The sequence below is a fragment of the Nonomuraea sp. NPDC050536 genome (genome assembly GCF_044457685.1).
In the GTDB taxonomy this organism is placed as follows: Bacteria; Actinomycetota; Actinomycetes; order Streptosporangiales; family Streptosporangiaceae; genus Nonomuraea.
Genome location: NZ_JBITHD010000006.1, coordinates 446844 through 465063, shown reverse-complemented (window position 1 = coordinate 465063; position 18220 = coordinate 446844). Strand labels below are relative to the sequence as shown.

20 protein-coding genes and 2 pseudogenes are annotated in these 18220 nt (G+C 66.8%); 9 read left to right on the top strand and 13 right to left on the bottom strand.

Translation table 11 applies throughout. The annotated features are described in order from the left end of the window. Positions 1 to 653, bottom strand: a 653-nt coding sequence (locus tag ACIBHX_RS20765) for a transposase (protein ID WP_397068769.1), incomplete at its 3' end; no start/stop codon positions are given. A 127-nt stretch (positions 654 to 780) separates the two neighbouring features. Beyond that, positions 781 to 1125 carry a MerR family transcriptional regulator gene (locus ACIBHX_RS20760; protein WP_397068767.1) on the bottom strand — a complete coding sequence of 115 codons (345 nt, stop codon included), beginning with the start codon at positions 1123 to 1125 and terminating at the stop codon, positions 781 to 783. Positions 1126 to 1218: 93 nt separating this feature from the next. On the opposite strand from ACIBHX_RS20760, the gene ACIBHX_RS20755 reads away from it, so the two are divergent. Beyond that, positions 1219 to 2016, top strand: a complete 798-nt coding sequence (locus tag ACIBHX_RS20755; protein ID WP_397068766.1) for an aminotransferase class IV family protein — start codon at positions 1219 to 1221, stop codon at positions 2014 to 2016. Here ACIBHX_RS20755 and ACIBHX_RS20750 read toward each other — a convergent pair. Next, entirely contained in the window at positions 2003 to 2212 is a 210-nt protein-coding gene (locus ACIBHX_RS20750) for a hypothetical protein (RefSeq protein ID WP_397068765.1), read from the bottom strand. The genes ACIBHX_RS20755 and ACIBHX_RS20750 overlap by 14 nt on opposite strands. Before the next feature lie 164 nt (positions 2213 to 2376). Here ACIBHX_RS20750 and ACIBHX_RS20745 point away from each other — a divergent pair, with 164 nt between their 5' ends. Beyond that, entirely contained in the window at positions 2377 to 2718 is a 342-nt protein-coding gene (locus tag ACIBHX_RS20745; RefSeq protein WP_397068764.1) for a tyrosine-type recombinase/integrase, read from the top strand. Between the two features lie 404 nt (positions 2719 to 3122). Here ACIBHX_RS20745 and ACIBHX_RS20740 read toward each other — a convergent pair whose 3' ends face one another. After that, the gene (locus ACIBHX_RS20740) at positions 3123 to 4019 is read right to left on the bottom strand and encodes an aminoglycoside phosphotransferase family protein (protein WP_397068763.1); all 897 of its coding nucleotides are present in this window, start codon (positions 4017 to 4019) and stop codon (positions 3123 to 3125) included. A gap of 691 nt (positions 4020 to 4710) precedes the next feature. On the opposite strand from ACIBHX_RS20740, the gene ACIBHX_RS20735 reads away from it, so the two are divergent. Then, positions 4711 to 5364, top strand: a complete 654-nt coding sequence (locus ACIBHX_RS20735; protein ID WP_397068762.1) for a hypothetical protein — start codon at positions 4711 to 4713, stop codon at positions 5362 to 5364. Positions 5365 to 5828: 464 nt separating this feature from the next. Here ACIBHX_RS20735 and ACIBHX_RS20730 read toward each other — a convergent pair whose 3' ends face one another. Beyond that, positions 5829 to 6944, bottom strand: a complete 1116-nt coding sequence (locus tag ACIBHX_RS20730) for a MerR family transcriptional regulator (RefSeq protein WP_397068761.1) — start codon at positions 6942 to 6944, stop codon at positions 5829 to 5831. 182 nt (positions 6945 to 7126) lie between these two features. Between ACIBHX_RS20730 and ACIBHX_RS20725 the strand changes: the two are divergent. Continuing rightward, a pseudogene (locus ACIBHX_RS20725) lies at positions 7127 to 7208 on the top strand (IS5/IS1182 family transposase); the annotation flags it as partial. Positions 7209 to 7235: 27 nt separating this feature from the next. Here the strand turns inward: ACIBHX_RS20725 and ACIBHX_RS20720 are convergent. Further along, positions 7236 to 7823, bottom strand: coding sequence for a DUF6069 family protein (locus ACIBHX_RS20720; protein WP_397068760.1), 588 nt, complete (start codon positions 7821 to 7823; stop codon positions 7236 to 7238). A 431-nt stretch (positions 7824 to 8254) separates the two neighbouring features. On the opposite strand from ACIBHX_RS20720, the gene ACIBHX_RS20715 reads away from it, so the two are divergent. Next, positions 8255 to 8806 carry a hypothetical protein gene (locus ACIBHX_RS20715; RefSeq protein WP_397068759.1) on the top strand — a complete coding sequence of 184 codons (552 nt, stop codon included), beginning with the start codon at positions 8255 to 8257 and terminating at the stop codon, positions 8804 to 8806. 115 nt (positions 8807 to 8921) lie between these two features. Here ACIBHX_RS20715 and ACIBHX_RS20710 read toward each other — a convergent pair whose 3' ends face one another. Next, a complete protein-coding gene (locus ACIBHX_RS20710; protein ID WP_397068758.1) occupies positions 8922 to 9740 on the bottom strand; it encodes an ABC transporter permease in 819 nt (272 codons plus the stop codon). Continuing rightward, positions 9737 to 10681: an ATP-binding cassette domain-containing protein gene (locus ACIBHX_RS20705; RefSeq protein ID WP_397068757.1), complete on the bottom strand. Its 945-nt coding sequence runs from the start codon at positions 10679 to 10681 to the stop codon at positions 9737 to 9739. The genes ACIBHX_RS20710 and ACIBHX_RS20705 overlap by 4 nt, the downstream gene beginning before the upstream one ends. Before the next feature lie 82 nt (positions 10682 to 10763). Here ACIBHX_RS20705 and ACIBHX_RS20700 point away from each other — a divergent pair, with 82 nt between their 5' ends. Further along, the gene (locus tag ACIBHX_RS20700; RefSeq protein ID WP_397068756.1) at positions 10764 to 11507 is read left to right on the top strand and encodes a TetR/AcrR family transcriptional regulator; all 744 of its coding nucleotides are present in this window, start codon (positions 10764 to 10766) and stop codon (positions 11505 to 11507) included. Positions 11508 to 11868: 361 nt separating this feature from the next. Here ACIBHX_RS20700 and ACIBHX_RS20695 read toward each other — a convergent pair whose 3' ends face one another. The 4 genes and pseudogenes from ACIBHX_RS20695 to ACIBHX_RS20680 form a co-directional block, all read right to left on the bottom strand. After that, positions 11869 to 12405, bottom strand: coding sequence for a hypothetical protein (locus ACIBHX_RS20695; RefSeq protein WP_397068755.1), 537 nt, complete (start codon positions 12403 to 12405; stop codon positions 11869 to 11871). Positions 12406 to 12453: 48 nt separating this feature from the next. Next, entirely contained in the window at positions 12454 to 12921 is a 468-nt protein-coding gene (locus ACIBHX_RS20690) for a hypothetical protein (protein WP_397068754.1), read from the bottom strand. Positions 12922 to 12977: 56 nt separating this feature from the next. Then, a pseudogene (locus ACIBHX_RS20685) lies at positions 12978 to 13100 on the bottom strand (plasmid pRiA4b ORF-3 family protein); the annotation flags it as partial. Then, a complete protein-coding gene (locus tag ACIBHX_RS20680) occupies positions 13100 to 13264 on the bottom strand; it encodes a hypothetical protein (RefSeq protein WP_397068753.1) in 165 nt (54 codons plus the stop codon). The gene ACIBHX_RS20680 and the pseudogene ACIBHX_RS20685, both read right to left, overlap by 1 nt. A gap of 1295 nt (positions 13265 to 14559) precedes the next feature. Here ACIBHX_RS20680 and ACIBHX_RS20675 point away from each other — a divergent pair. Both ACIBHX_RS20675 and ACIBHX_RS20670 read left to right on the top strand, forming a co-directional pair. Beyond that, complete coding sequence (locus ACIBHX_RS20675) at positions 14560 to 15093, top strand: hypothetical protein (RefSeq protein ID WP_397068752.1); 534 nt, start codon at positions 14560 to 14562, stop codon at positions 15091 to 15093. A 151-nt stretch (positions 15094 to 15244) separates the two neighbouring features. Continuing rightward, a complete protein-coding gene (locus ACIBHX_RS20670; RefSeq protein WP_397068750.1) occupies positions 15245 to 15667 on the top strand; it encodes a hypothetical protein in 423 nt (140 codons plus the stop codon). A gap of 7 nt (positions 15668 to 15674) precedes the next feature. On the opposite strand, the gene ACIBHX_RS20665 is transcribed toward ACIBHX_RS20670, so the two are convergent. Continuing rightward, a complete protein-coding gene (locus ACIBHX_RS20665; RefSeq protein ID WP_397068749.1) occupies positions 15675 to 17204 on the bottom strand; it encodes an ISL3 family transposase in 1530 nt (509 codons plus the stop codon). 378 nt (positions 17205 to 17582) lie between these two features. On the opposite strand from ACIBHX_RS20665, the gene ACIBHX_RS20660 reads away from it, so the two are divergent. Continuing rightward, positions 17583 to 18050, top strand: coding sequence for a GNAT family N-acetyltransferase (locus ACIBHX_RS20660; RefSeq protein WP_397068748.1), 468 nt, complete (start codon positions 17583 to 17585; stop codon positions 18048 to 18050). Positions 18051 to 18220: the final 170 nt, after the last annotated feature.

Here is an 18220-nt window from a genome sequence, read left to right as displayed (position 1 = left end):
GCCAGTTCCTCTTGCTTGGTCTTGGAGGTGGGCATCCGCCAGGAATCGACCCGCAGCCGATAGCGTTCGGCCCAGCCGGGCACCTCCAGCACCTGCTGCACCCAGCCCGGCGCGGCCACCGCCAACGCCTCCAACGCGGCCCGCACACATTCCCCGGCCAACTCCACCCGGTTCACATCCCGCACCGCGGAGATCACATGCGTGGAGTCAGTGCGCTGCTTGCCCCCCGCCGCCAGCAAGCCCCGCTCCTGCAACGCCGACAAAAGCAGATCCAGAGGCTTGTCCTCCAGCTCATGCGCGATCACCCGGGAGCGGAACTCACTCAGCACACTGGCATCAAAGCCCGGGTCGTCCAAGCTCAGGCCGAGCGCGTACTTCCAGGTCAGATCAGTGGCCACCGCCTCAGCGGCCTGCCGGTCAGTGAGGTTGCCCACCCGCTGCAACACCGTGATCAACGCCAGCCGTCCTGGCGACCAGCCCGGCCGGCCCTCCTTGCCGAAGGCGCCTGCGAACGCCTCATCGGCGAACACCTCGCCGAGCTCATCACGCACCCGGACCGGTAACGGCACCTGCCGTCTACCTCCGTAGATCGCCCGGATCGCCGCCGCGACCTCGGGCGCCGGCTCCGGCCACGGCATCGGCTGCATCGACATCGCCGTCTCCATCCACCCCGGCAGCCAGGACGAAGACAACGACGACTGCTGCCACACCGTTCATGATCAGGACAGGCACCATCAGATCATGAACCGGAGCCACCCATCCGAGTTAACCAGCAGAGTCCTACAGGTCCCGAACGAAGCCCGCGAGGACGTCGCGCCTGCGCTGGAGGTCGCCGATGTGCTCGTTCATGGCCTCGAGCTCGCCGTTCAGGATGTCCCAGAGCTCGGCGCACCACTCGAAGTCGGGGCGCTCGCCGCGTACGCACGGCAGCACCACGCGGATCACCTCGGTCGACAGGCCCGCCTCCAGCAGCGCGCGCACCTGGCGCACGGTGACCACGGCATCGTCGTCATAGAAGCGGTAGCCGTTCGTGCCGCGACGGGCCCGCAGCACGCCCTGCGCCTCGTAGTACCGCAGCAGCCGCGTGCTGACCCCTGTGTGCCGGGACAACTCGCCGATCAGCATGTGCCTGCTCCACTCCCCGGCTTGACCTTGCCATCAATGTCAACCCTTAACTTCGCCCGCAGGACGCACATTCCGTACTGCTGGGAGTGAGATATGTCTTCGTTCGTTGTGCAGCGTGACGGCCGGGTCGCCGAGGCCGAGGACCTGGCGCCGCTCGCGTTCGCCGGGTATGCCCACTTCACCGCCATGCAGGTGCGTGGCGGCCGGATCCGGGGCCTGGACCTGCACCTGGAACGGCTGCGGGGGGCCTCCTTGACGCTCTTCGGACGCGCGATGCCCGACGACCGGGTGCGAGACCTGCTGCGGGCGGCCATCCAGGCCGGACCGGCCGACCTCTCGCTGACGGCCACGGTGTACACGCCCGCGGGAGAGTTCACACCGGCGGACGCCGAGCCCGAGGTGCTCGTCCGCACCGGACCGCCGGCATCCGGCCCCGAGGGTCCCCTCGCGTTGGCGGTGGTGGAGCATGAACGGGTGCTCGCGGCGGTGAAGCACGTCGGTGAGGTGGCCAAGACGTACTACCTCCGCCAGGCCGTCGCGGACGGCTTCGACGACGCCGCCTTCATTGACCGTCAGGGCCGGCTCAGCGAGGCGTCGATCTGGAACCTGGCCTTCTGGGACGGGAGTGCTGTGGTGTGGCCGCAGGCCGAGATGCTGACCGGGACCACGATGGGCATCGTCCGACGGCAACTCGGCCGTCTCGGAGTACCACAGCGCGTCCAGCCGATCCGGCCGGCCGACCTGCCAGGACTGGCCGGGGCCGCAGTGATGAACTCGTGGACCCCTGCCGTCCCGGTACGCCGGATCGGCTCTGTGCCTCTGCCCGAGGCGCCGGCCTTCGAGGCGACCCTGCGCCAAGCGTTCCAGGCCGAACCGCTCACCGCCCCGTAGCGCTCCTAACTCGGGTAACGAGCGAGCGAATGCGCCTCGCCAACGCCGCCGTGATGAGTGCCCGCGCCGGCTTGCCGTACACCGCCGGCTCTGCCAACTCGCTGAACACCGCTGCGTTCATCGCGATCTCGCGAGGCTGGGTCACGGTGAGATGCCCGGAGACAAGCTCGACGGTCACCGCGGCCTCGTCGAACATGAAGAACCCCTCGACCGGCCACATCCCGGAGCGCTCGGCACCGAGAGGGATGATCCCGAGCGACCGAGACAAGCGCGCTCTCACCGGCCCCGACGGCAAGAGCGTCGAGGTCGCCAGCCCGCGCCTCAATGCCAAGGACGAGCTCATGCGCGCGGAACCCGCCGATGCCGCTGCTGTTCCAACGAGGCATCGGCTCCGAACACCGCGCATTCACACCAACCGCGCTCCGAAAGCTGCTGATCAACGCGCTGGCCGCCACCGGCTTGACCAACGCCAACGGTGAAGCACTCACCTTCTCGCCCCACGACTTCCGAAGGATCTTCGTGACCGACGCCATCATGAATGGCCTACCCCCGCACATTGCCCAGGTGATCTGCGGGCACAAGAGCATCGACACCACGATCGGATACAAGGCGGTCTATCCCGCCGAAACGATCGAGGCTCACCGGGCGTTCATCGCCCGCCGTCGATCCGCCCCCCAGCGAGGAGTACCGGATCCCGACTGAAGAAGAGTGGGACACCTTCCTCGCCCACTTCGAGAAACGGAAGGTGTCCATCGGCACCTGCGCACGCGCCTTCGGGACCCCATGCATTCATGAGCACGCTTGAGTCAGATGCTCACTCCTCCGACTTGACCCGGCCCAACGGGCACGGCTTGCCGAGATCCGCAACAACTTGATCGCCCGAATCGCCGAAGCCGAGGACGGAAGGCTGGCTCGGCGAGGTCGAAGGTCTCCAGGTCAGCCTGGCTGGCGCCGAGGAGAAGCTCCGCCAGCTCGATCGGGGCCACGGGCAGCATACGGCCGTGGACCTCGGCATCCCCACCACGCGCGGTGATCGATGAACCCCACGAAGGTGGGCTGCCGCATGGCCCTCAACCAAGATCGAGAACAAGTTCAAGAAATGTGCATCAAACGCCCTTCAGAACACGATCAAGTGCCGCCCGGCCTGCAGGTCCCCAGTTCGGCTTGCCGCCGGGAAGGCCCCGATCTCCGTTCTGCCCCATGAGCATCAGGAAGAGGCTCTTCATAGCGGCCAGCCCGCGGGCGCGCCGGATCGCCGCCTCGTCTGCATGCCCGTACATGTCGAAGAACCGTGCGGCCGTGCCCGCGGGTAGCAGCACCCATGCGGCGGCGAGGTCCCACGCCGGATCGCCGGCGAACATGTTACCGAAGTCGATGATGCCCGAGAGCGTTCCGTCCGAGACGACGACGTTCGCGGGATGGAGGTCGCCGTGCACCCACACCGGCGGGCCCTGCCATGCGCGGGCCGCGACGGCGTCGTCCCAGACGTCCCGGACGTCGGCAGCGATGTCGTCGGGGGCAACGGCCTGGAAGAAGTTCTCGAAGCCGTCCGTGCAGTTCCTGGGATGGGCACCGCGATCCGTAGCGATCGGCGCCTCGGCGGGCGCCTCCACATGGAGCGCCTGGAGGAAGCCCGCCAGCGTGTCGGCCGCGTGGGCGCCGCGGCTGATCGAGCCGTGGTCCAGCGGCTCGCCGGGAACCCATGTCATCACGGTCCAGTGCTTGGGGAAGCGCTCGGACGGTTCGCCGAACCGCACAGGGGTCGGCACCGGGAGCGGCAGGCGCGGGGCCAGCACGGGTAGCCATCGCCGCTCCTTGAGCTGGAGCTCCGGGGTGGGGTCCATGCGCTGCATGCGCACGGCCAACTCGTCCCCGAGGCGCCACATTTGGTTGCCCCAACCGCCCACCACCTCGCGGATGGCCAGCCCTGCAAGGTCTGGATGTTGCTCCTGCAGCAAGTCGCGGACCAGGTCTGCGGTGATCTCGATCTCAGTGTCGGTCATGCGAAGTCACAGTACTGAGGCGGCAGGCGGAGCGGCTCTCGCTCTCCGGAACATCTCGCTGTCATTCCTCTGGCATCACCAATTCGGCTCAGAGAGCTCCAGATCAGAGGCTTTGGGACGGAACGGCCCCATAGTTCAGAGAAGCCTGCATCCGATGTCCGATGCCGCAGGGTCAACCCGAGGATGCTGCCCCGACTCGCGGAGATCGAGACAGAGCTGATCCTCCGCCGCAAGTGAGCCGAGGAAGAGCAGTGGCTCGGCGAGATCGAAGGCATCGACATGACCCTGACCTTCGTCCGCACCAAACAAACCGACGCAGCCCGCCTGACACGCCGGGCACGAGTCTCCCTCGGCATCCCAACCACCCGCCACCATAAGGGACTTGCGATGAAATCCCCCTCGGCTCGGGGCCTGATGTGTGACCCGCAGCCGTATGCCGAGTCGTACGCCGTGACCCGCCCGGGCTCCGGACGGTCAGTAGCCACCGCTCCCAGGGCCGTCACGCCCGTGACGGGGCAGGACTCCTGCCCCGTCGCGGCCTGCCCTCCGGGTACCCATCCAGAGATACGGACTGGACTGCGCAGTTCTACCGATGCCGCCCGCGACAGAGTGGCAAGATTCGTTGGATGGCCTTCGCTGTGCTGCGGGCCGCAGCACGGCAACCGGGATCGGACAGAACGCGAGGAGTCAGGTGTCCTTCGAACAGTGGAGCACACGTTGGGAATCAGTACCGCTGTCCGAGGCAGCAGAGCGCTACGACATCTGCAAAGCCAGCGACAACCACGTGGAGGACCTGGAAGAACTCTTCGGGGACGAACCAGAGTGCTTCTTCGTTAACCAGGGTGACCTCACCATAGACGGGCCTTTGTCGATAGGGAACGACCCTGGTCTGGCGCAGGACACCGTTTACGTCATCGATGGCGACCTGACAGTCAACGGGCCGATGCGCTTTTTGAACGCAGACGTCTACACACCGCTTTATGTCACCGGCTCGGTCACCGCGCAGCACCTGATGTGCCTCCTGGACAGCAATCTGTTCATCGGCGGCTCGCTCACCGTCGGGGGCCTGCTGATGACGGAACTCTCCGACTCGGGAATGTTCGTCGTACACGGTGCTGCATCTGCGGGCGCGTGGCTCGAAACATGGGACAGAGGCGACGTCACCTTTGTCGATGAACTGAAGGCCCGTCGGCTGCGTGTGTCCAAGGGCAATTACCTCGAACACTCCGACGCGGAAGATGCGGCTGACATCCTGTTGCCCGAGTTCCTAGACGGCGACACTGAAGATGCCTCGGAAAAGCTCTGGGAAGCCGCGCTTGAAGGACGTCCCCTGCTGCGCCCCTGATTTCCTGCCGGTTTGCGGCAGCCGCGGATGAGTACGAAGCCTGTCTGCGCGGGCGGGAGATGGGGTGTGCCTGGACGAGCCCAGCGCCCGCGCCGCGGCGGCGAAGTCAGCCAGGTGCCTCCTGAGAAGCGACCAAACGCCCTCAACCGGTTCAGCGCAGGAGGGCACCTGGGAAGGTTCGCAGCCGTTTCCCATGCTCATCGGCGAAACCAGCGCAGATCATTTTTTCAAGCCCTTGTGTTCATGAGCACGCTTGATGGCTCGGCGAGATCGAAGGTCTGTGAATCAGCCTCGCCGGAGCGGAGGATACGCTTGCGCGGATCGACCAGCGGAGCTCGCGGGCGATCGACCTGGGCATGCCGGGTCGCGCCGTCGGTCCCGTCCACAGCGCCATGCCCGCTCAGGGCCGCACATGACCGGCGGGCCGTCCAGGAGCCGCCATGACGCTGACGCTGCGACGCGGTTCAAGCTATGAGCAGGCGGAGGCCGAGATCTGCCGCGTCGAGGTCGGCGAGGTCGCTGTTGCGCTCGGCCCACCGGCCGGAGTCGAGGTCGTCGCTGAGACTTCGCACCGCTCGCTGCTCAGCCTCCGGCCCGACCCTCGTCCACACCGACATCGCACGGCGCACGTGATCCTCCAGATACGCCGCCGGTCGGCGCCAGTACGCCTCGAACAGGCCATCAGCGCAGTCCCACGGGATGGGCACCGGCTCAGCGCGGGCGCCGATCGCGTCGACCATCCCAGCAAGCGAGGGAAATTCTGCGAGGACGGCGGCGAACCCGGGCAGGTAGTCGCGGGTAAGCCAGAACCGGTCCTGCCATCCGGGCTCGTCGGTGTCGAACGTGAGCACCACCACGCGGTGGGCCACGCGCCGCATCTCGCGTAGCCCCGCTATCGGGTCCCCCCAGTGGTGAACGGTGGAGACGGCCATCGCGACGTCGAAGGACTGGTCCTCGAACGGTAGGCTCTCCGCGGCGGCGGCCACGCACGGCGCCGAGTCGGCAGGCCGCTGCCCCCGCATGACCGCCGATGGCTCCACCGCGGTCACGTCGCGATCGGCAGGCTCGTAGGAGCCGGTGCCGGCCCCGACGTTCAGCACCGTCTGCGCGTCCCCGAGCGCGTCCCAGATCTGCGCGGCGATCCGCGGCTCGGTACGCCGTGTCGCGGTGTAAGCGCTGCCGATCGCGTCGTACAGCCGTGCACCGAGCATCTCCAGTTGCTCCTCCGGTGTCACCGTCAGTCCCTTCGCCCGCGCCTCAAGTTCCCTGTCGATGGCCGCCACCATGGCGTCAGCGCGATCACGCCGCTCCAGCAGCAGGCCGCGCATTCGGCGCAGGTGCGCGACCGCGTCGGTGGACGGGTCGCCGACCAGTTCCGCAACCTCCCGCAGCCCGAAGCCCAACCGCCGATAGGCCAGCACCTCCCGCAGCCGCTCCACGTCACCCGCCGAATAGGCCCGGTACCCGGCCGCGGTCCGCGCCGACGGCCGAACGAGCCCGATCTCGTCATAGTGATGCAGCGTGCGGACGCTCACGCCGGCCAGCTCGGCCACGTGTCCCACGGTCCAGTGATCCTCCACGGCACCGACTATGCAGCCTGACGCCACGTGAGGGTCAAGAGCCTCACTCACGGCAGCAAGAGCCGAACGCGAAGCAGTGGTCCGAGGCGACTCCTGCAAGCCAGCGATGGTCTGGCTCAGAGAAGCCTGCATCCGCTGCCCGATGCTGCAGGTCAACCCCAAAGACTCGAAGCCGGCCTTGTCCGGACGGGACGATTCTGTGGACATCCGGCGCGCTGCCGGGCAAGACCCACGACCTGACCGCAGCCTGCGTGTGGGGCATCCTGCGCGAGCTGGAGAAGGCGGGGATCCTCAGTCGTACGGGTCGTAATTTCGGCGCTCGTGCGTGCGCTGGTGGTATCTGGGCTGCTCGTGCCCCCGGGGTTCGTAGGCGCGCGGCTCGTGCCCACGGGGCGGGCCGTACGGGAATGGTTCGGGGTCAGGCATCTCCTCGATCGCTGTGCGCCCGATCGACGTCAGCAGCGAGACGATGGCAATGCCGATGACCAGGTTGATTACGGCCGTGGCGATCTGCTCGATGAGGTCGGCGGAATGCATGAACGGCAGGATCGTGATCATGACGGTGAAGAGCCCGGCGATCCAGCCGAAGAACTTGGTCGGCTCCGGTGTCGACAGCATGAGGATGTAGAGCAGCAGCGTGGCGACGAGCGCGGCAGCGGCCGCCGAGATCGCGTATCCCGTGGTTGCCGAGCTGCCGTACGCGGTCGCCCCGTCGGGGGTGAGAACGCGGATGCCGAGAATCCTCTTGCTGATCATGACTCCGACCACCACGATCAGTGCCGCGACCACCGCAGCGGCCGCCCCGCCTCCCCACACTCGCGCCGGGTTGACTCTCGGCCGCGCTGGTTCCGGGCGCCGGTCATGGGAGGGATATGACATGCGTATCACCTTTGTCGCGAAGGCTGATCAAGCACTTCGAGAACCTTACACGTGAAGTCAAGAGGCGCTGAGCCTCGAGCTGACTGGTGAGGGCGGCATGCTGCAGCAGCTGAGTACAGGGCGGCGGCGGCCAGGGCGAGAAGCATCACCGCGCACCGCCCGACGAGCTGATGTCCACGATCGTCCGTCCCACCATCGCTTCCTCCCCACGGGCATCGGGTGCGTTCACCATGCTCCTGGCGAATTGGACGGAGAGACAGGACCGATGGTCCGATTTCGCTGGCCGCTGCTTCGTGGCCGGCGGAGCGCGTCCGCCAAGTCACACCCAAGTCGTTCTCATGTCTTTCGGGAGATCGGCTTCAGTGCTTCCCAAGTCGTTTTCCTTACTGTCAGGCATGGCACTGAGGACAGCACCAGGAAAGGACGATCAAATGGACTTCAGTTTCGGTCGCGGTACGGTGGCGCGGGCCGGCGCGGCGGCAGCGGCGATGACCGCGGCATTGTTCTGCGTACCCACCACGGCTATGGCCGATCAGCCGTCGATCACGGTGGAAGTTTCGCCCACCGGCTCCGCCCGCTACTACGAATCCTGCACCGACACGGAGACGTGGGGAGTGGCCGCCGGCAAGGACAGCCCCAATTTCAAAAAGGACAATGTCCAGGTGTGCAAGTATTCCAGCAGCGACGTGGCCTTCAACCCGTGGAAGGGCGGGCTCGGCACCGCGTACAACGCCACCGCGAGGGACCACGTCATCGAGCAATCCCATGGGGAATGGTTTCCCCGCAGCTTGGATTCCCGGTGCACGTACTGGCTGCCCGGCGGTCCGAACCGTTCGGCGCGGATCTCCGAGATCGTGCAGACGTACCAGGTCAAGCTGATCTACAAGTACACCGACGGACACATCCAGGTCGCCGACACCACTCAGGCGACGTATTCCGGCAACAAGAGCGTCTCGTGGAACCCCGGCTGCTGGACGAGATGACCCCGCGGCCGGCTCGGGGGGCCACTGTCTCGGCCCGCTGGGGCACAGGATGAAGAGCGGAGTCCGACCCGAGCCGGTGGGCCAAGAACACGCGGTCTGCAGATGCCTGGAGCGTTCAGCGTCCTCTGCGCATGTAGGCGCGGAGCGAGAGCGGGACGAAGATCACCAGCAGCGCGGCCGACCAGAGCAGGACGGCGATCACCGGATGCGTGAGTGGCCAGGCCACGTTTCCGGACGGGGCGCCCGGGTTGCCGAACAGCTCCCGTGAGGCGGCGGTGAGCGCGCTCACCGGGTTCCAGTCGGCCAGGAAGCGCAGCCAGCCCGGCATGCCGCCGGTCGGGACGAACGCGTTCGACAGCATCGTGAACGGCAGGCCCAGCGGCACCATCGCGTCGGCGACCTGGTCGTTCTTCACCGCCAGGCCCACGTAGACGCCCACCCAGCTCAGCGCGTACCGCAGCACGATCATCAGCAGGAACGCCTGGGTCGTGGGGATCAGGCCGCGGTGCGGCTGCCAGCCCACCAGCAGGCCCGCGCCCACCATGATGGCCAGCATCAGCAGGCCGGTCAGCAGGTCGGCGCCGGTCTGCCCGAACGGCACCGCCAAGCGCGCCATCGGCATGGAGCGGAACCGGTCCATCACACCGCGGGAGGCGTCGGTGGCCATCCGCGTCATGACCCCCAACCACGCGGAGAAGGTCACCATCGCGAACAGGCCGGGCATGAGGTACTCGCGGTAGTCGCCGCCGTCCGGCACCTGGATGGCGCTGCCGAAGACGTACCCGAACAGCACCACCATGATGACCGGGAAGACCAGCGCGGCGACGATCTGCCCGGGCTCTTGCCGCAGCCGGCCCAGCTCGCGGCCGACCAGGGTCAGCCCGTCGGTGAGCGTCCAGCGCAGGCGGCCCAGTGGTGAGGTGAGGACGGTCATCGCACGGTCTCCTTGCGGTCGGTGAGGCGCAGGAACACCTCGTCGAGGGTGGGGCGGCGCAGGCTCACGTCGGCGGCGGCGACTCCGGCGTGGTCGAGCTCGCGCACGATGTCGGCGAGCCGGAGGCGGCCGCCGGGCAGGGCGACGCTGAGCCGGTCGGCGCCCGTCATCGTGGGATCGGTGCCAGTGAGGGTGTTCAGGACGGTCATCGCCGCGGGCAGTGCTGCGGGGTCTTCGAGGGTGATGTCGAGGCGGTCGCCGATCGTGGCCTTCAGCTCGTCGGGAGTGCCGGTGGCGATCACCTGCCCGTGGTCGATGACGGCGATGTCGTCGGCCAGCTGGTCGGCCTCATCCAGGTACTGGGTGGTGAGGAGCACGGTGGTGCCGTCGGCCACCAGCTCGCGAATGCTGTCCCAGATCTCGCCGCGGCTGCGCGGGTCCAGGCCATTGGTCGGCTCGTCCAGGAAGAGCACTTCGGGGCGCAGGATGAGACAGGTGATCAGGTCGAGGCGGCGGCGCATGCCGCCGGAGTAGCCGAGAACCGGCCGGTCGGCGGCGTCCATCAGACCGAAGCGCTCCAGCAGCTCATCGGCCCGCCGGTGCGCCTGGCGTCGCGGCAGGTGGTAGAGCCGGCCGAACATGCGCAGGTTGCCGCGGCCGGTGAGCTTCTCGTCCACGGCGGCGGACTGACCCGCGAGCCCGATGCTCGCCCGTACCTGGTCGGCCTCGCGGACGACGTCGTATCCGGCGATGCGGGCGTGCCCGGCATCGGGATCGGACAGGGTCGCCAGGATGCGCACCGCGGTCGTCTTCCCCGCGCCGTTCGGCCCCAGCACCCCGCAGACCGTTCCTTTCGGGACGCTCAGGTCCAGGCCGCGTAGTGCATGGGTGTCGCCGAAGGACTTGTGCAGCCCCTCGGCGACCACGATCGGATCCGTCATGATCCCTCCATTGAGTACCTTGTACGCGATCTCTGAAGGCTAGGCGATTGGGTACCATGTACGCAACCAAGGGGGTGAAGCGGTGACCGACGCCGACTACGTGAACATCTGGATGCGGCCCGAACGCACGGCCTACGGGCGGAAGCCCACCTACAGCCGCGCGCAGATCACCGAGGCGGCCGTCCGGATCGCTGACGCCGAGGGGCTGGAGGCCGCCACCATGCGGCGGATCGCCACCGAGATCGGCGCCGGCGCGATGTCCCTCTACCGGTACGTCCCGAGCCGCGACGACCTGGTCGAGCTCATGGCTGACCGGCTGGTGGGCGAGATCGACGTCACGGGCATGCCTTCGGGCGACTGGCGCGCCGACCTGACCCGCTACGCCGACGGGCTGCGGGCCATGTGGCTGAGGCACCCGTGGATCGCCACCGTGCAGCGGTCACTCCCCAGCTTCGGCCCCAACCAGCTGCTCTTGATCGAACGGTTGATGGGAGTGCTCGACGCCTTCGTCTCCATCGACGAGAACCTCGGCCTCATGGCCATGTTGAACAGCTACATCGAGGGCACCGTCCGCGAGGAGATCAGCTCGGCCAGGGAATTCCGCCGCAGCGGGCTCAGCGAGTCGGAGTGGATGGCGCGGCGCGGCCCGTACGTCGACCGGCTGGTGAAGAGCGGGGAGTACCCGATCTTCACCAAGATCGTGATGGAGGCGCGGCAGCCGCACCTGAGCCGCGACGACCAGTTCCGGCACGGGCTCCAGCGCGTCCTCGACTGCATCGCCGCGGCCCTCCCACCAACGGCCGAGTCTCCGATGTCGGCGCACTGAGAGGGGCAGGAAGAACAGGACGGGCCAGGGCGGGCTCGTAGTCGACGATCCGAGAGGGCATCAAGAGCGAAATGCCCACCGAAAAAGGCGCGGCGGCGGCCCGTGCCTGGTCACGGGTGGAGTCCAGGGCTTGCCGATGCCGGGGTACGGCCTTCGCGCGACCGGTGTGCAGGCGGCTGCCCACCTCCCGGCCAGGGTGGTCACCTGGCCTGCTCGCCAGCCACGACCGCCGCCTGCTGCGTGTCTGCAACCCCTTCCGGCCACACCGAGCCGGACATGCGGGCCTTGAGTGGTTGCACAGGTAGAGACCGCCTGCTTCCGGCCAAATGCTTGCGGTCGCCAGGGTGCAGGGGGTGACCCACTATCCACCCGGAGTCACGGTCGCGCCGGGCAGTGACTCCTTCTGAGCTTCCCTCGAGCCGACGACGGCGTTGAGCCCGCCGTTGAAGAGCTGCGCGACCGCGTCACCGGAGACGAAAGGCTTCGACGTCTCCCCCTTGACCCTGATCAGCATCCTGGTGGGGGTGCAGAACAGGCTGACCTTACTCTCGCTGGAAATGCCCACCGCTGGCTCCACCGGCCCGGAAAACCCCTCTTCCCGACCCGGTTGCCCCTCGGACTTGGTCATGTCGACGTGCATGCTCCAGCCGGAGCCGGACAGCCCGCACCGGCCGGAGGGGTGGATCCACGCGATCAGATCGTAAGAACCGACATTGATCTGCGCCAGTGCCCGCTCCGCCTCGTCGGGCAGTTTCGGGTGGTCGGTCAGGCCCTTGAGTTTGACCAGCGGCCACTGGGCCGAGTTCTTCAGCAGTGGGTTCACGGTTGGCGCGGAGCACGCGCCGAGGGCCGGTAATACCAGGAATGCGACCACGGCACGCGCCAGACGATCGATCACTGTGATTCCCCGTTCGTGACGACTCAGTCGATCTTGAGTCTACGTACCTCACCTGACGTACAAGCGCCACACGCTCCGCGAAATGCCGCCCGGCAACATGGGCGATCGCCCAGCCCAGCAGCGCTCGGGTGCTGCTATCTCCGGCGGATCGCCGCCCGCCGCCACACAGATCCCCGAAAAGCCCAGGACACCCGTGCACACGACTTCGAAAAGTGACAGACGGATTTCGGGACTCGGCGACGTGGGGGAACGCCGTCGGGCGGGGCGCTCCGGGATACCGTCCCGTAAACGACCGTTTCCGGGACGGCCGTTGGCGGGGGAGGACGGAGCGGGCGAGGCCTCGGCCGCTGTAGTGGCCGCCGCCTCCACCTGCTGCTTGGCCCACGGCTTGGCCAGACCGGCCGGACCGGTGTTGACCTCGGCGCGATCCCACCGGGCCGGATCCCATCGGGTGGTCCCGAAGATGCTCTTGGCCACCAGGTACTTCCAGCCCTTGCGGTGGCGCAGGGCCCGCATGTTTCTTCGTAGCCTTCTGGGCCGCCGCTGTCTTCCGGCGGGCAGGCGCGGCCGCCGGCGCTGCAGCGCGGGTAGGGGGCGTTCTTCGCGGCCCGATGGACCTTCTCCACTTCGATGTCGTGGTCCCAGCAGTCGCCGAAGTCGTAGTGGTAGCCGAGACGGTCCCCGGCCTGGGGGATCAGGGCGCCAGCGTCACCCTGGTCTCGTCCCGAGCGTTGTCGCCGTACTCCAGGTCCGCCTTGCCGAACACATGCAGGTGGTGTTGCTGCCAGCCCATCGCGATCTGGATCACCTCGTGCAGTTCGGCCGAGCCCGAGACGGGTAAACCTCCGCGGTAGACCAAGCCGTGAATATACAACCCGCATGGTATCAGTCATCAATCGCGCGATTGACGAGTATCAGCGAGTAAGAGACTAGCATTGCGAGGGCAAGCTGATAGTGAAGCCTTCGGAACCTGCTGAACTGCTTGGCCAGAGTAACGTTGACACCTCCGCTTTTGATCAGTGTGATGCTGCGAACAATGGCCGGTCGTTCATGTGATGACGCTATTCAGGTGACCGTCGGGGCAGCAGCTAAGTCCGGTCGAAAAGGCGGAACACGATAAGCGAAAATATGGTCAGAGAGTACAGAGCGGCACAAGCATTAATTCTGTCGGCCGTCTTCATGGCTGTCGTCGCCGTCGGCAACCATGCATCAGCCTCAGCCGCATCGGTTAGCTGGGGGAGGACTTCGACATCTTCAGCCTCAGGGCACTAGGTTTATATTTGGGGCTGTGGACGATTGTGGTATTCACACGGCTACTACTGGGACAGTCACGGATACAAGTACACGTCACTCCAGGATTTCAAAAACCACAACCAATGCAACACATAAACGGCTGAAGGCTGCCGGGGAGCCAGCGGCCGCGCACTGGCCCGCGAACCCAAAGGAGAAGGCCCATGCGTCGTCGTGTCGTTGCCGCCGTTCTTGCGGCTCTCATGTCGGCCGGTCTTGCCGGTGCGGTGATGGTGGCAACCGCCACACCCGCCAGTAGCAACTCCTCCTGCTGCTGAGTTCGCAACCTGATGGAGCCGGCCACCCGAGGCGGCTAAGTCCACGGCCCGTTTCTGCCAGTGTGTGACACCCGCGATCCCAAAGGAGAAGGCCCATGCGTCGTCGTGTCGTTGCCGCCGTTCTTGCGGCTCTCATGTCGGCTGGTCTTGCCGGTGCGGTGATGGTGGCAACCGCCACGCCCGCCAGTAGCAACATCAAGTGCTGCTGAGTCCGCAAGCTGCCTCAGGCCCTGGAACGAGAGGGCTACGTGACCAGGCCTGCGGAGGCGCCTCGTTCCTCGGCGCACGTCTCGCCGCGCCCGGACAGGAGTGCAGCCGAGCGCGGAAATCCGCGCAGGCGACCTCGAAAACCGACAGCCCCCGACTTCACCCTCTTCTGCGATGAGCCGTTTTGGTACCGCTGGGCGCGTGGCCAGGGGTGGCGAGTGCGGCCGCGTGTTCCTCGCCATTGATCTAAGGCATTGCCAGCGGAGCTGAGGCATCCGTGCATCTCATCGATGGTCTTGAGGCTGGGATGCTGGAGGGGGACGCCAAGCGCTGGATATTCACGAGCATGTGCAGGCCGCAGGGTGACAGACTCCCCGTCATGTCGGCTGACCTGGATGAACACGACTATCTGCGTCGCGTTGAGCTCCTCGCCCGCGATGTCGTCGATCGCGCTGCGGATGAGGGGTGGTTGAGCTATCGGTCCGATTCGTCGGATGCGGCGACGCCACTTCAGCGCGTGGTCAATGAGCTCGCACGGACCTTGCTGCATTACCACTTCGAGGGCGATGGATGCATGGAGGAAAGCCGCCTATATCGGATTGGCGCGGCCGGCATCATCAGACCGGATGCCGGTCACGGCTCCTACGACGAGCTGTGCGGCAGCCTCGGGGTGGAGGCGCGACCTGAGGGCTGGGCCCTGTGGCATGCCTGGGACGACGAACAAGAACCCCACACCCTGGTCACCACCTGTATCACCACCACCGAGGGACTCCTGTCCAACTGGGCACGGGGCATCAGCGTCCTTCCGGCGCTGCCGGATCGGGCACAGGTCATCGCCGTCGTCCGTGGGTGGGTCGGCCCGGCCACCCTGTCACCAGATCACGCCGCGCAGCGCGGTCTGAGCGGTGGATAGCGCGACGGCTGAAGATCGCCGACCGCCATTTGCCTCGCGTTGACTGACAACCACGCCTGTAAAGCTCGCCACCTGTTCCGAGGCGCTGCTGATCGGGCACGGCGGCGAGCCTCACGTTCAATTGCCGACGACATTTCGGCAGACTGTGGGGATGGCTGTGACCTTGCAGGCTGTTCGGGTGTCGCCCGCTGAGCTGGCCGCTGCCCGAACGTCGTCGGCGGAGCTGGGGCGGATCGTGGGGTTCGATGCTCGGCCGGCCGCTGATTACCTTGACTTGAATTGGGCGAATGGCGGGTTGCTCTGGTTGAGCGAGCGGGCCGGGAAGCGTGCTGAGGCGGGGATGCGTCGGGCTCTGGATGGCGACGTTGTGATCGATTCCTCGGTCGCGGACCGTCTGGGTCTCTACTCGCCGGTGTCGTTCGTTGAGCCCGTGGGTGTCGCCGAGGTCGCTCAGGTGCTGGCGGTACCTGATCTGGAAACGCTCCTTGAGAGGGTGTCGACCGACTCCGACCAGGGGGACTGTACGGTTTTCGGCTCTGTCTCTCTTTCGGCTCTGTCTCTCTTTCGGTGGTGACGGAGCGTTAGGCCAGGAGGATGCGGTGGCGGAGCAGCGCGAAGCCAGCTCGGCCGTGCATCTGGCGCATGATGCGTTTGGTCTTGGTGTTCACGCCTTCGGTGCCGCCGTTGTGGAAGGGCAGGGTGACGGCCGCGTAGACGGCATCGCGGTCCTGATCGAGGCCGCGGACGAAGGCGTGTAGATGGGGCAGATCGGCGGCACGGGCGGCGGTGATCCATGCGTCGAGGCGGTCGGCGTTGCCTTCGCGCGGCCGGAGCAGGTCGGCGAAGCCGCGGACGAGTTGGGCCAGGTCGATCATCTCGGGACAGGCGGCGGTCAGGTCGTCCAGCAAGCGGTGGTGCTCGTCTTTGAGGTTGTCGGGCCGGGTGAGCAGGAGCCGGGCAAGGCGGCGTGGGGAGATGGGCAGGCGGTCGGCTTCGACCCGGCCTTGGGTGATGTAGCGGTAGAGGAGGTTGAAGCTGCCCCGGTAGCCGAGGGCCTTGATCTCGTTGAACAGGTGCAGGACGGGGACGGCGGGCTCTTCGGCGCGGCGGCGCCGAAGGTGGTCGCGGTAGGGGTCGACCAGAGTCGGCCGATACTGCGGGGCGCGCTGCAGGCGCAGCGGTTCGGGCACGCGGGCGTAGCGTTTGACAGTGTTGAGGCCCAGGTTCAGCCGGCGGGCGCACTCCAGCAGGCCGACGCCCTTGCCGAGCAGGTCGTGGACCTGATGCCAGCGCTCGCGGGTGGTCTGCGCGCGCTTGCCGTCCTGCAGGGGCGGTCCGGCCTTGGCCCAGCAGGCGCTGTGTCCGGCGACTTCTTTCAGGACGGCCTCGCCGAAGTTGTGCCACAGGTGCCAGCGGTCACCCACCTGGATGGCGTCCGGCAGGGCGCGGCGAATCGCTTCGGCGTAGGTGCCGGAGCCGTCCCGGCACACGATCTGCACCCCGGGATGGGCGCGCAGCCAGGCCTCCAAGACATCGGCGGTGCGGCCGGGCAGAACGTCGATGCGCTGGCGGGTCTCGGCATCGATCAGCACGGTGGCGTAACGGTGACGCCGGCGCAGAGCGAAGTCGTCCACCCCCAGCACCCGGGGTATGCGCGGCTGGGGCAGGGGCAGACGCAGCAGGATACGCAACGCGGTATGCCGGGACAGGCGCACGGCCAGCGCGGACAAGACTCGCATACCGGCGCGTCCGGCCAGCTCCCGAACCACCGCGCCGATCTGGGAAGCCAAGCGGGGCGTGCGCCGCTGATAGCGCTCAAGCACGCCGGGCAGCTGTTCGCGGAAGGTCTGGCGGCAGCCGCGCGTCGGGCAGACCAGGCGACGAATCCGCACCACCACCAGCACACGGCGTGCATCGACCGGGACATCGGCCAGGCTGCGCTCGTGATAGCCGTGTACGCGGGTTGTCCCGGCTCCGCAGGTCGGGCAGGCGACCGATCCGTTCGGGGTTCGCGCACGTACCCGAATCTGCTCGCCCTCGTCCGCCACCTGCTCCACAACCAGCGGCGATAACCCCGAAAACACCGTACCCACAAGATCGTCGACATGCATGACTCAGCGTGACGCTGCGAGCCGTATCGTCACCACCGAATCTGCGACAGAGCCGAATCTGCGACAGAGCCGAATCTGCGACAGAGCCGTTAACTGGACACACCCATCGTCGACCTTTCATGCCAGGTGAGCAGTGATGATGATGGAGTCGAGCGCGGTCGTCAGCTCGTCGAGATTGCCGACGGGGTCACGTCCGTGGACGTGACCGCGTTGAGGTCGTGACGTGAGCCGGGTTGGACATCGATCAGTCCGAAAACTGTTGGACACCGTCCAGGGCGCTCCGCGATCATCCGCGCTGTGACAGATGAGTTCGAACGCCGGCCCCCAGCCCCTACCGGCCTGAAGCCAGTGAGATTTGTTGATCTGACGAGCACGGCCATGACCGCCTTGCTGAACGACGACCTTGCCCGGGCCAGTGCCGAGGTAGGAGTCGAGCTCACGGAGTACTTCCTTACCGATCAGGCGAAGTGGGTCTGGCGGTATCGGGTCAATCAGCTGGCCTCGGACCCGGGTAGCGCGGGATGGCTCACCCGAGCCGTAGTGGCCGAACCTGAAGGCGTCGTGGTGGGGTATGCCGGGTTCCACGGGCCGCCGGATGAGGCGGGCATGGTGGAGATCGGCTATTCGGTGGCTCCCGACTACCGTCGTCGGGGGTACGCCAGGACGATGTTGACCGAGTTGATGCGTCGGGCCGCCGCCGAATCCGGAGTCAGGACTGCGCGGGTGACGATCAGTCCCGAGAACACGGCGTCTCTGGCCACGATTTCTGGATTCGGCTTCGCTGAGGTGGGAGAGCAGTGGGACGAGGTGGACGGCCTCGAGCTCATATTTGAAGTCCCTGTCTGAATGAGCTGCCAGAAAGCGGACCTCCGCCTTGGGAAGCCATACACGCCAATCCGGTGAACGTATCCGGTCACAGCACTAGCCGCACCGCATAGCGGGTGCATTGCCCGATCTTGACCGCTCAATCGTCCGCTTCATGGGCGACGTTGACGGCCCAGGGCGCCCGGGAGATC

Excerpts from the sequence above, each read along its gene's own strand:
- ACIBHX_RS20755 (WP_397068766.1), top strand. The coding sequence starts at position 1,219 with ATGTCTTCGTTCGTTGTGCAGCGTGACGGCCGGGTCGCCGAGGCCGAG.
- ACIBHX_RS20720 (WP_397068760.1), bottom strand. The coding sequence starts at position 7,823 with ATGTCATATCCCTCCCATGACCGGCGCCCGGAACCAGCGCGGCCGAGA.
- ACIBHX_RS20670 (WP_397068750.1), top strand. The coding sequence starts at position 15,245 with ATGGCTGTGACCTTGCAGGCTGTTCGGGTGTCGCCCGCTGAGCTGGCC.
- ACIBHX_RS20740 (WP_397068763.1), bottom strand. The coding sequence starts at position 4,019 with ATGACCGACACTGAGATCGAGATCACCGCAGACCTGGTCCGCGACTTG.
- ACIBHX_RS20665 (WP_397068749.1), bottom strand. The coding sequence starts at position 17,204 with ATGCATGTCGACGATCTTGTGGGTACGGTGTTTTCGGGGTTATCGCCG.
- ACIBHX_RS20715 (WP_397068759.1), top strand. The coding sequence starts at position 8,255 with ATGGACTTCAGTTTCGGTCGCGGTACGGTGGCGCGGGCCGGCGCGGCG.
- ACIBHX_RS20705 (WP_397068757.1), bottom strand. The coding sequence starts at position 10,681 with ATGACGGATCCGATCGTGGTCGCCGAGGGGCTGCACAAGTCCTTCGGC.
- ACIBHX_RS20710 (WP_397068758.1), bottom strand. The coding sequence starts at position 9,740 with ATGACCGTCCTCACCTCACCACTGGGCCGCCTGCGCTGGACGCTCACC.
- ACIBHX_RS20745 (WP_397068764.1), top strand. The coding sequence starts at position 2,377 with ATGCCGCTGCTGTTCCAACGAGGCATCGGCTCCGAACACCGCGCATTC.
- ACIBHX_RS20760 (WP_397068767.1), bottom strand. The coding sequence starts at position 1,125 with ATGCTGATCGGCGAGTTGTCCCGGCACACAGGGGTCAGCACGCGGCTG.
- ACIBHX_RS20690 (WP_397068754.1), bottom strand. The coding sequence starts at position 12,921 with ATGCGGGCCCTGCGCCACCGCAAGGGCTGGAAGTACCTGGTGGCCAAG.
- ACIBHX_RS20750 (WP_397068765.1), bottom strand. The coding sequence starts at position 2,212 with ATGTTCGACGAGGCCGCGGTGACCGTCGAGCTTGTCTCCGGGCATCTC.
- ACIBHX_RS20660 (WP_397068748.1), top strand. The coding sequence starts at position 17,583 with ATGACCGCCTTGCTGAACGACGACCTTGCCCGGGCCAGTGCCGAGGTA.
- ACIBHX_RS20675 (WP_397068752.1), top strand. The coding sequence starts at position 14,560 with ATGTCGGCTGACCTGGATGAACACGACTATCTGCGTCGCGTTGAGCTC.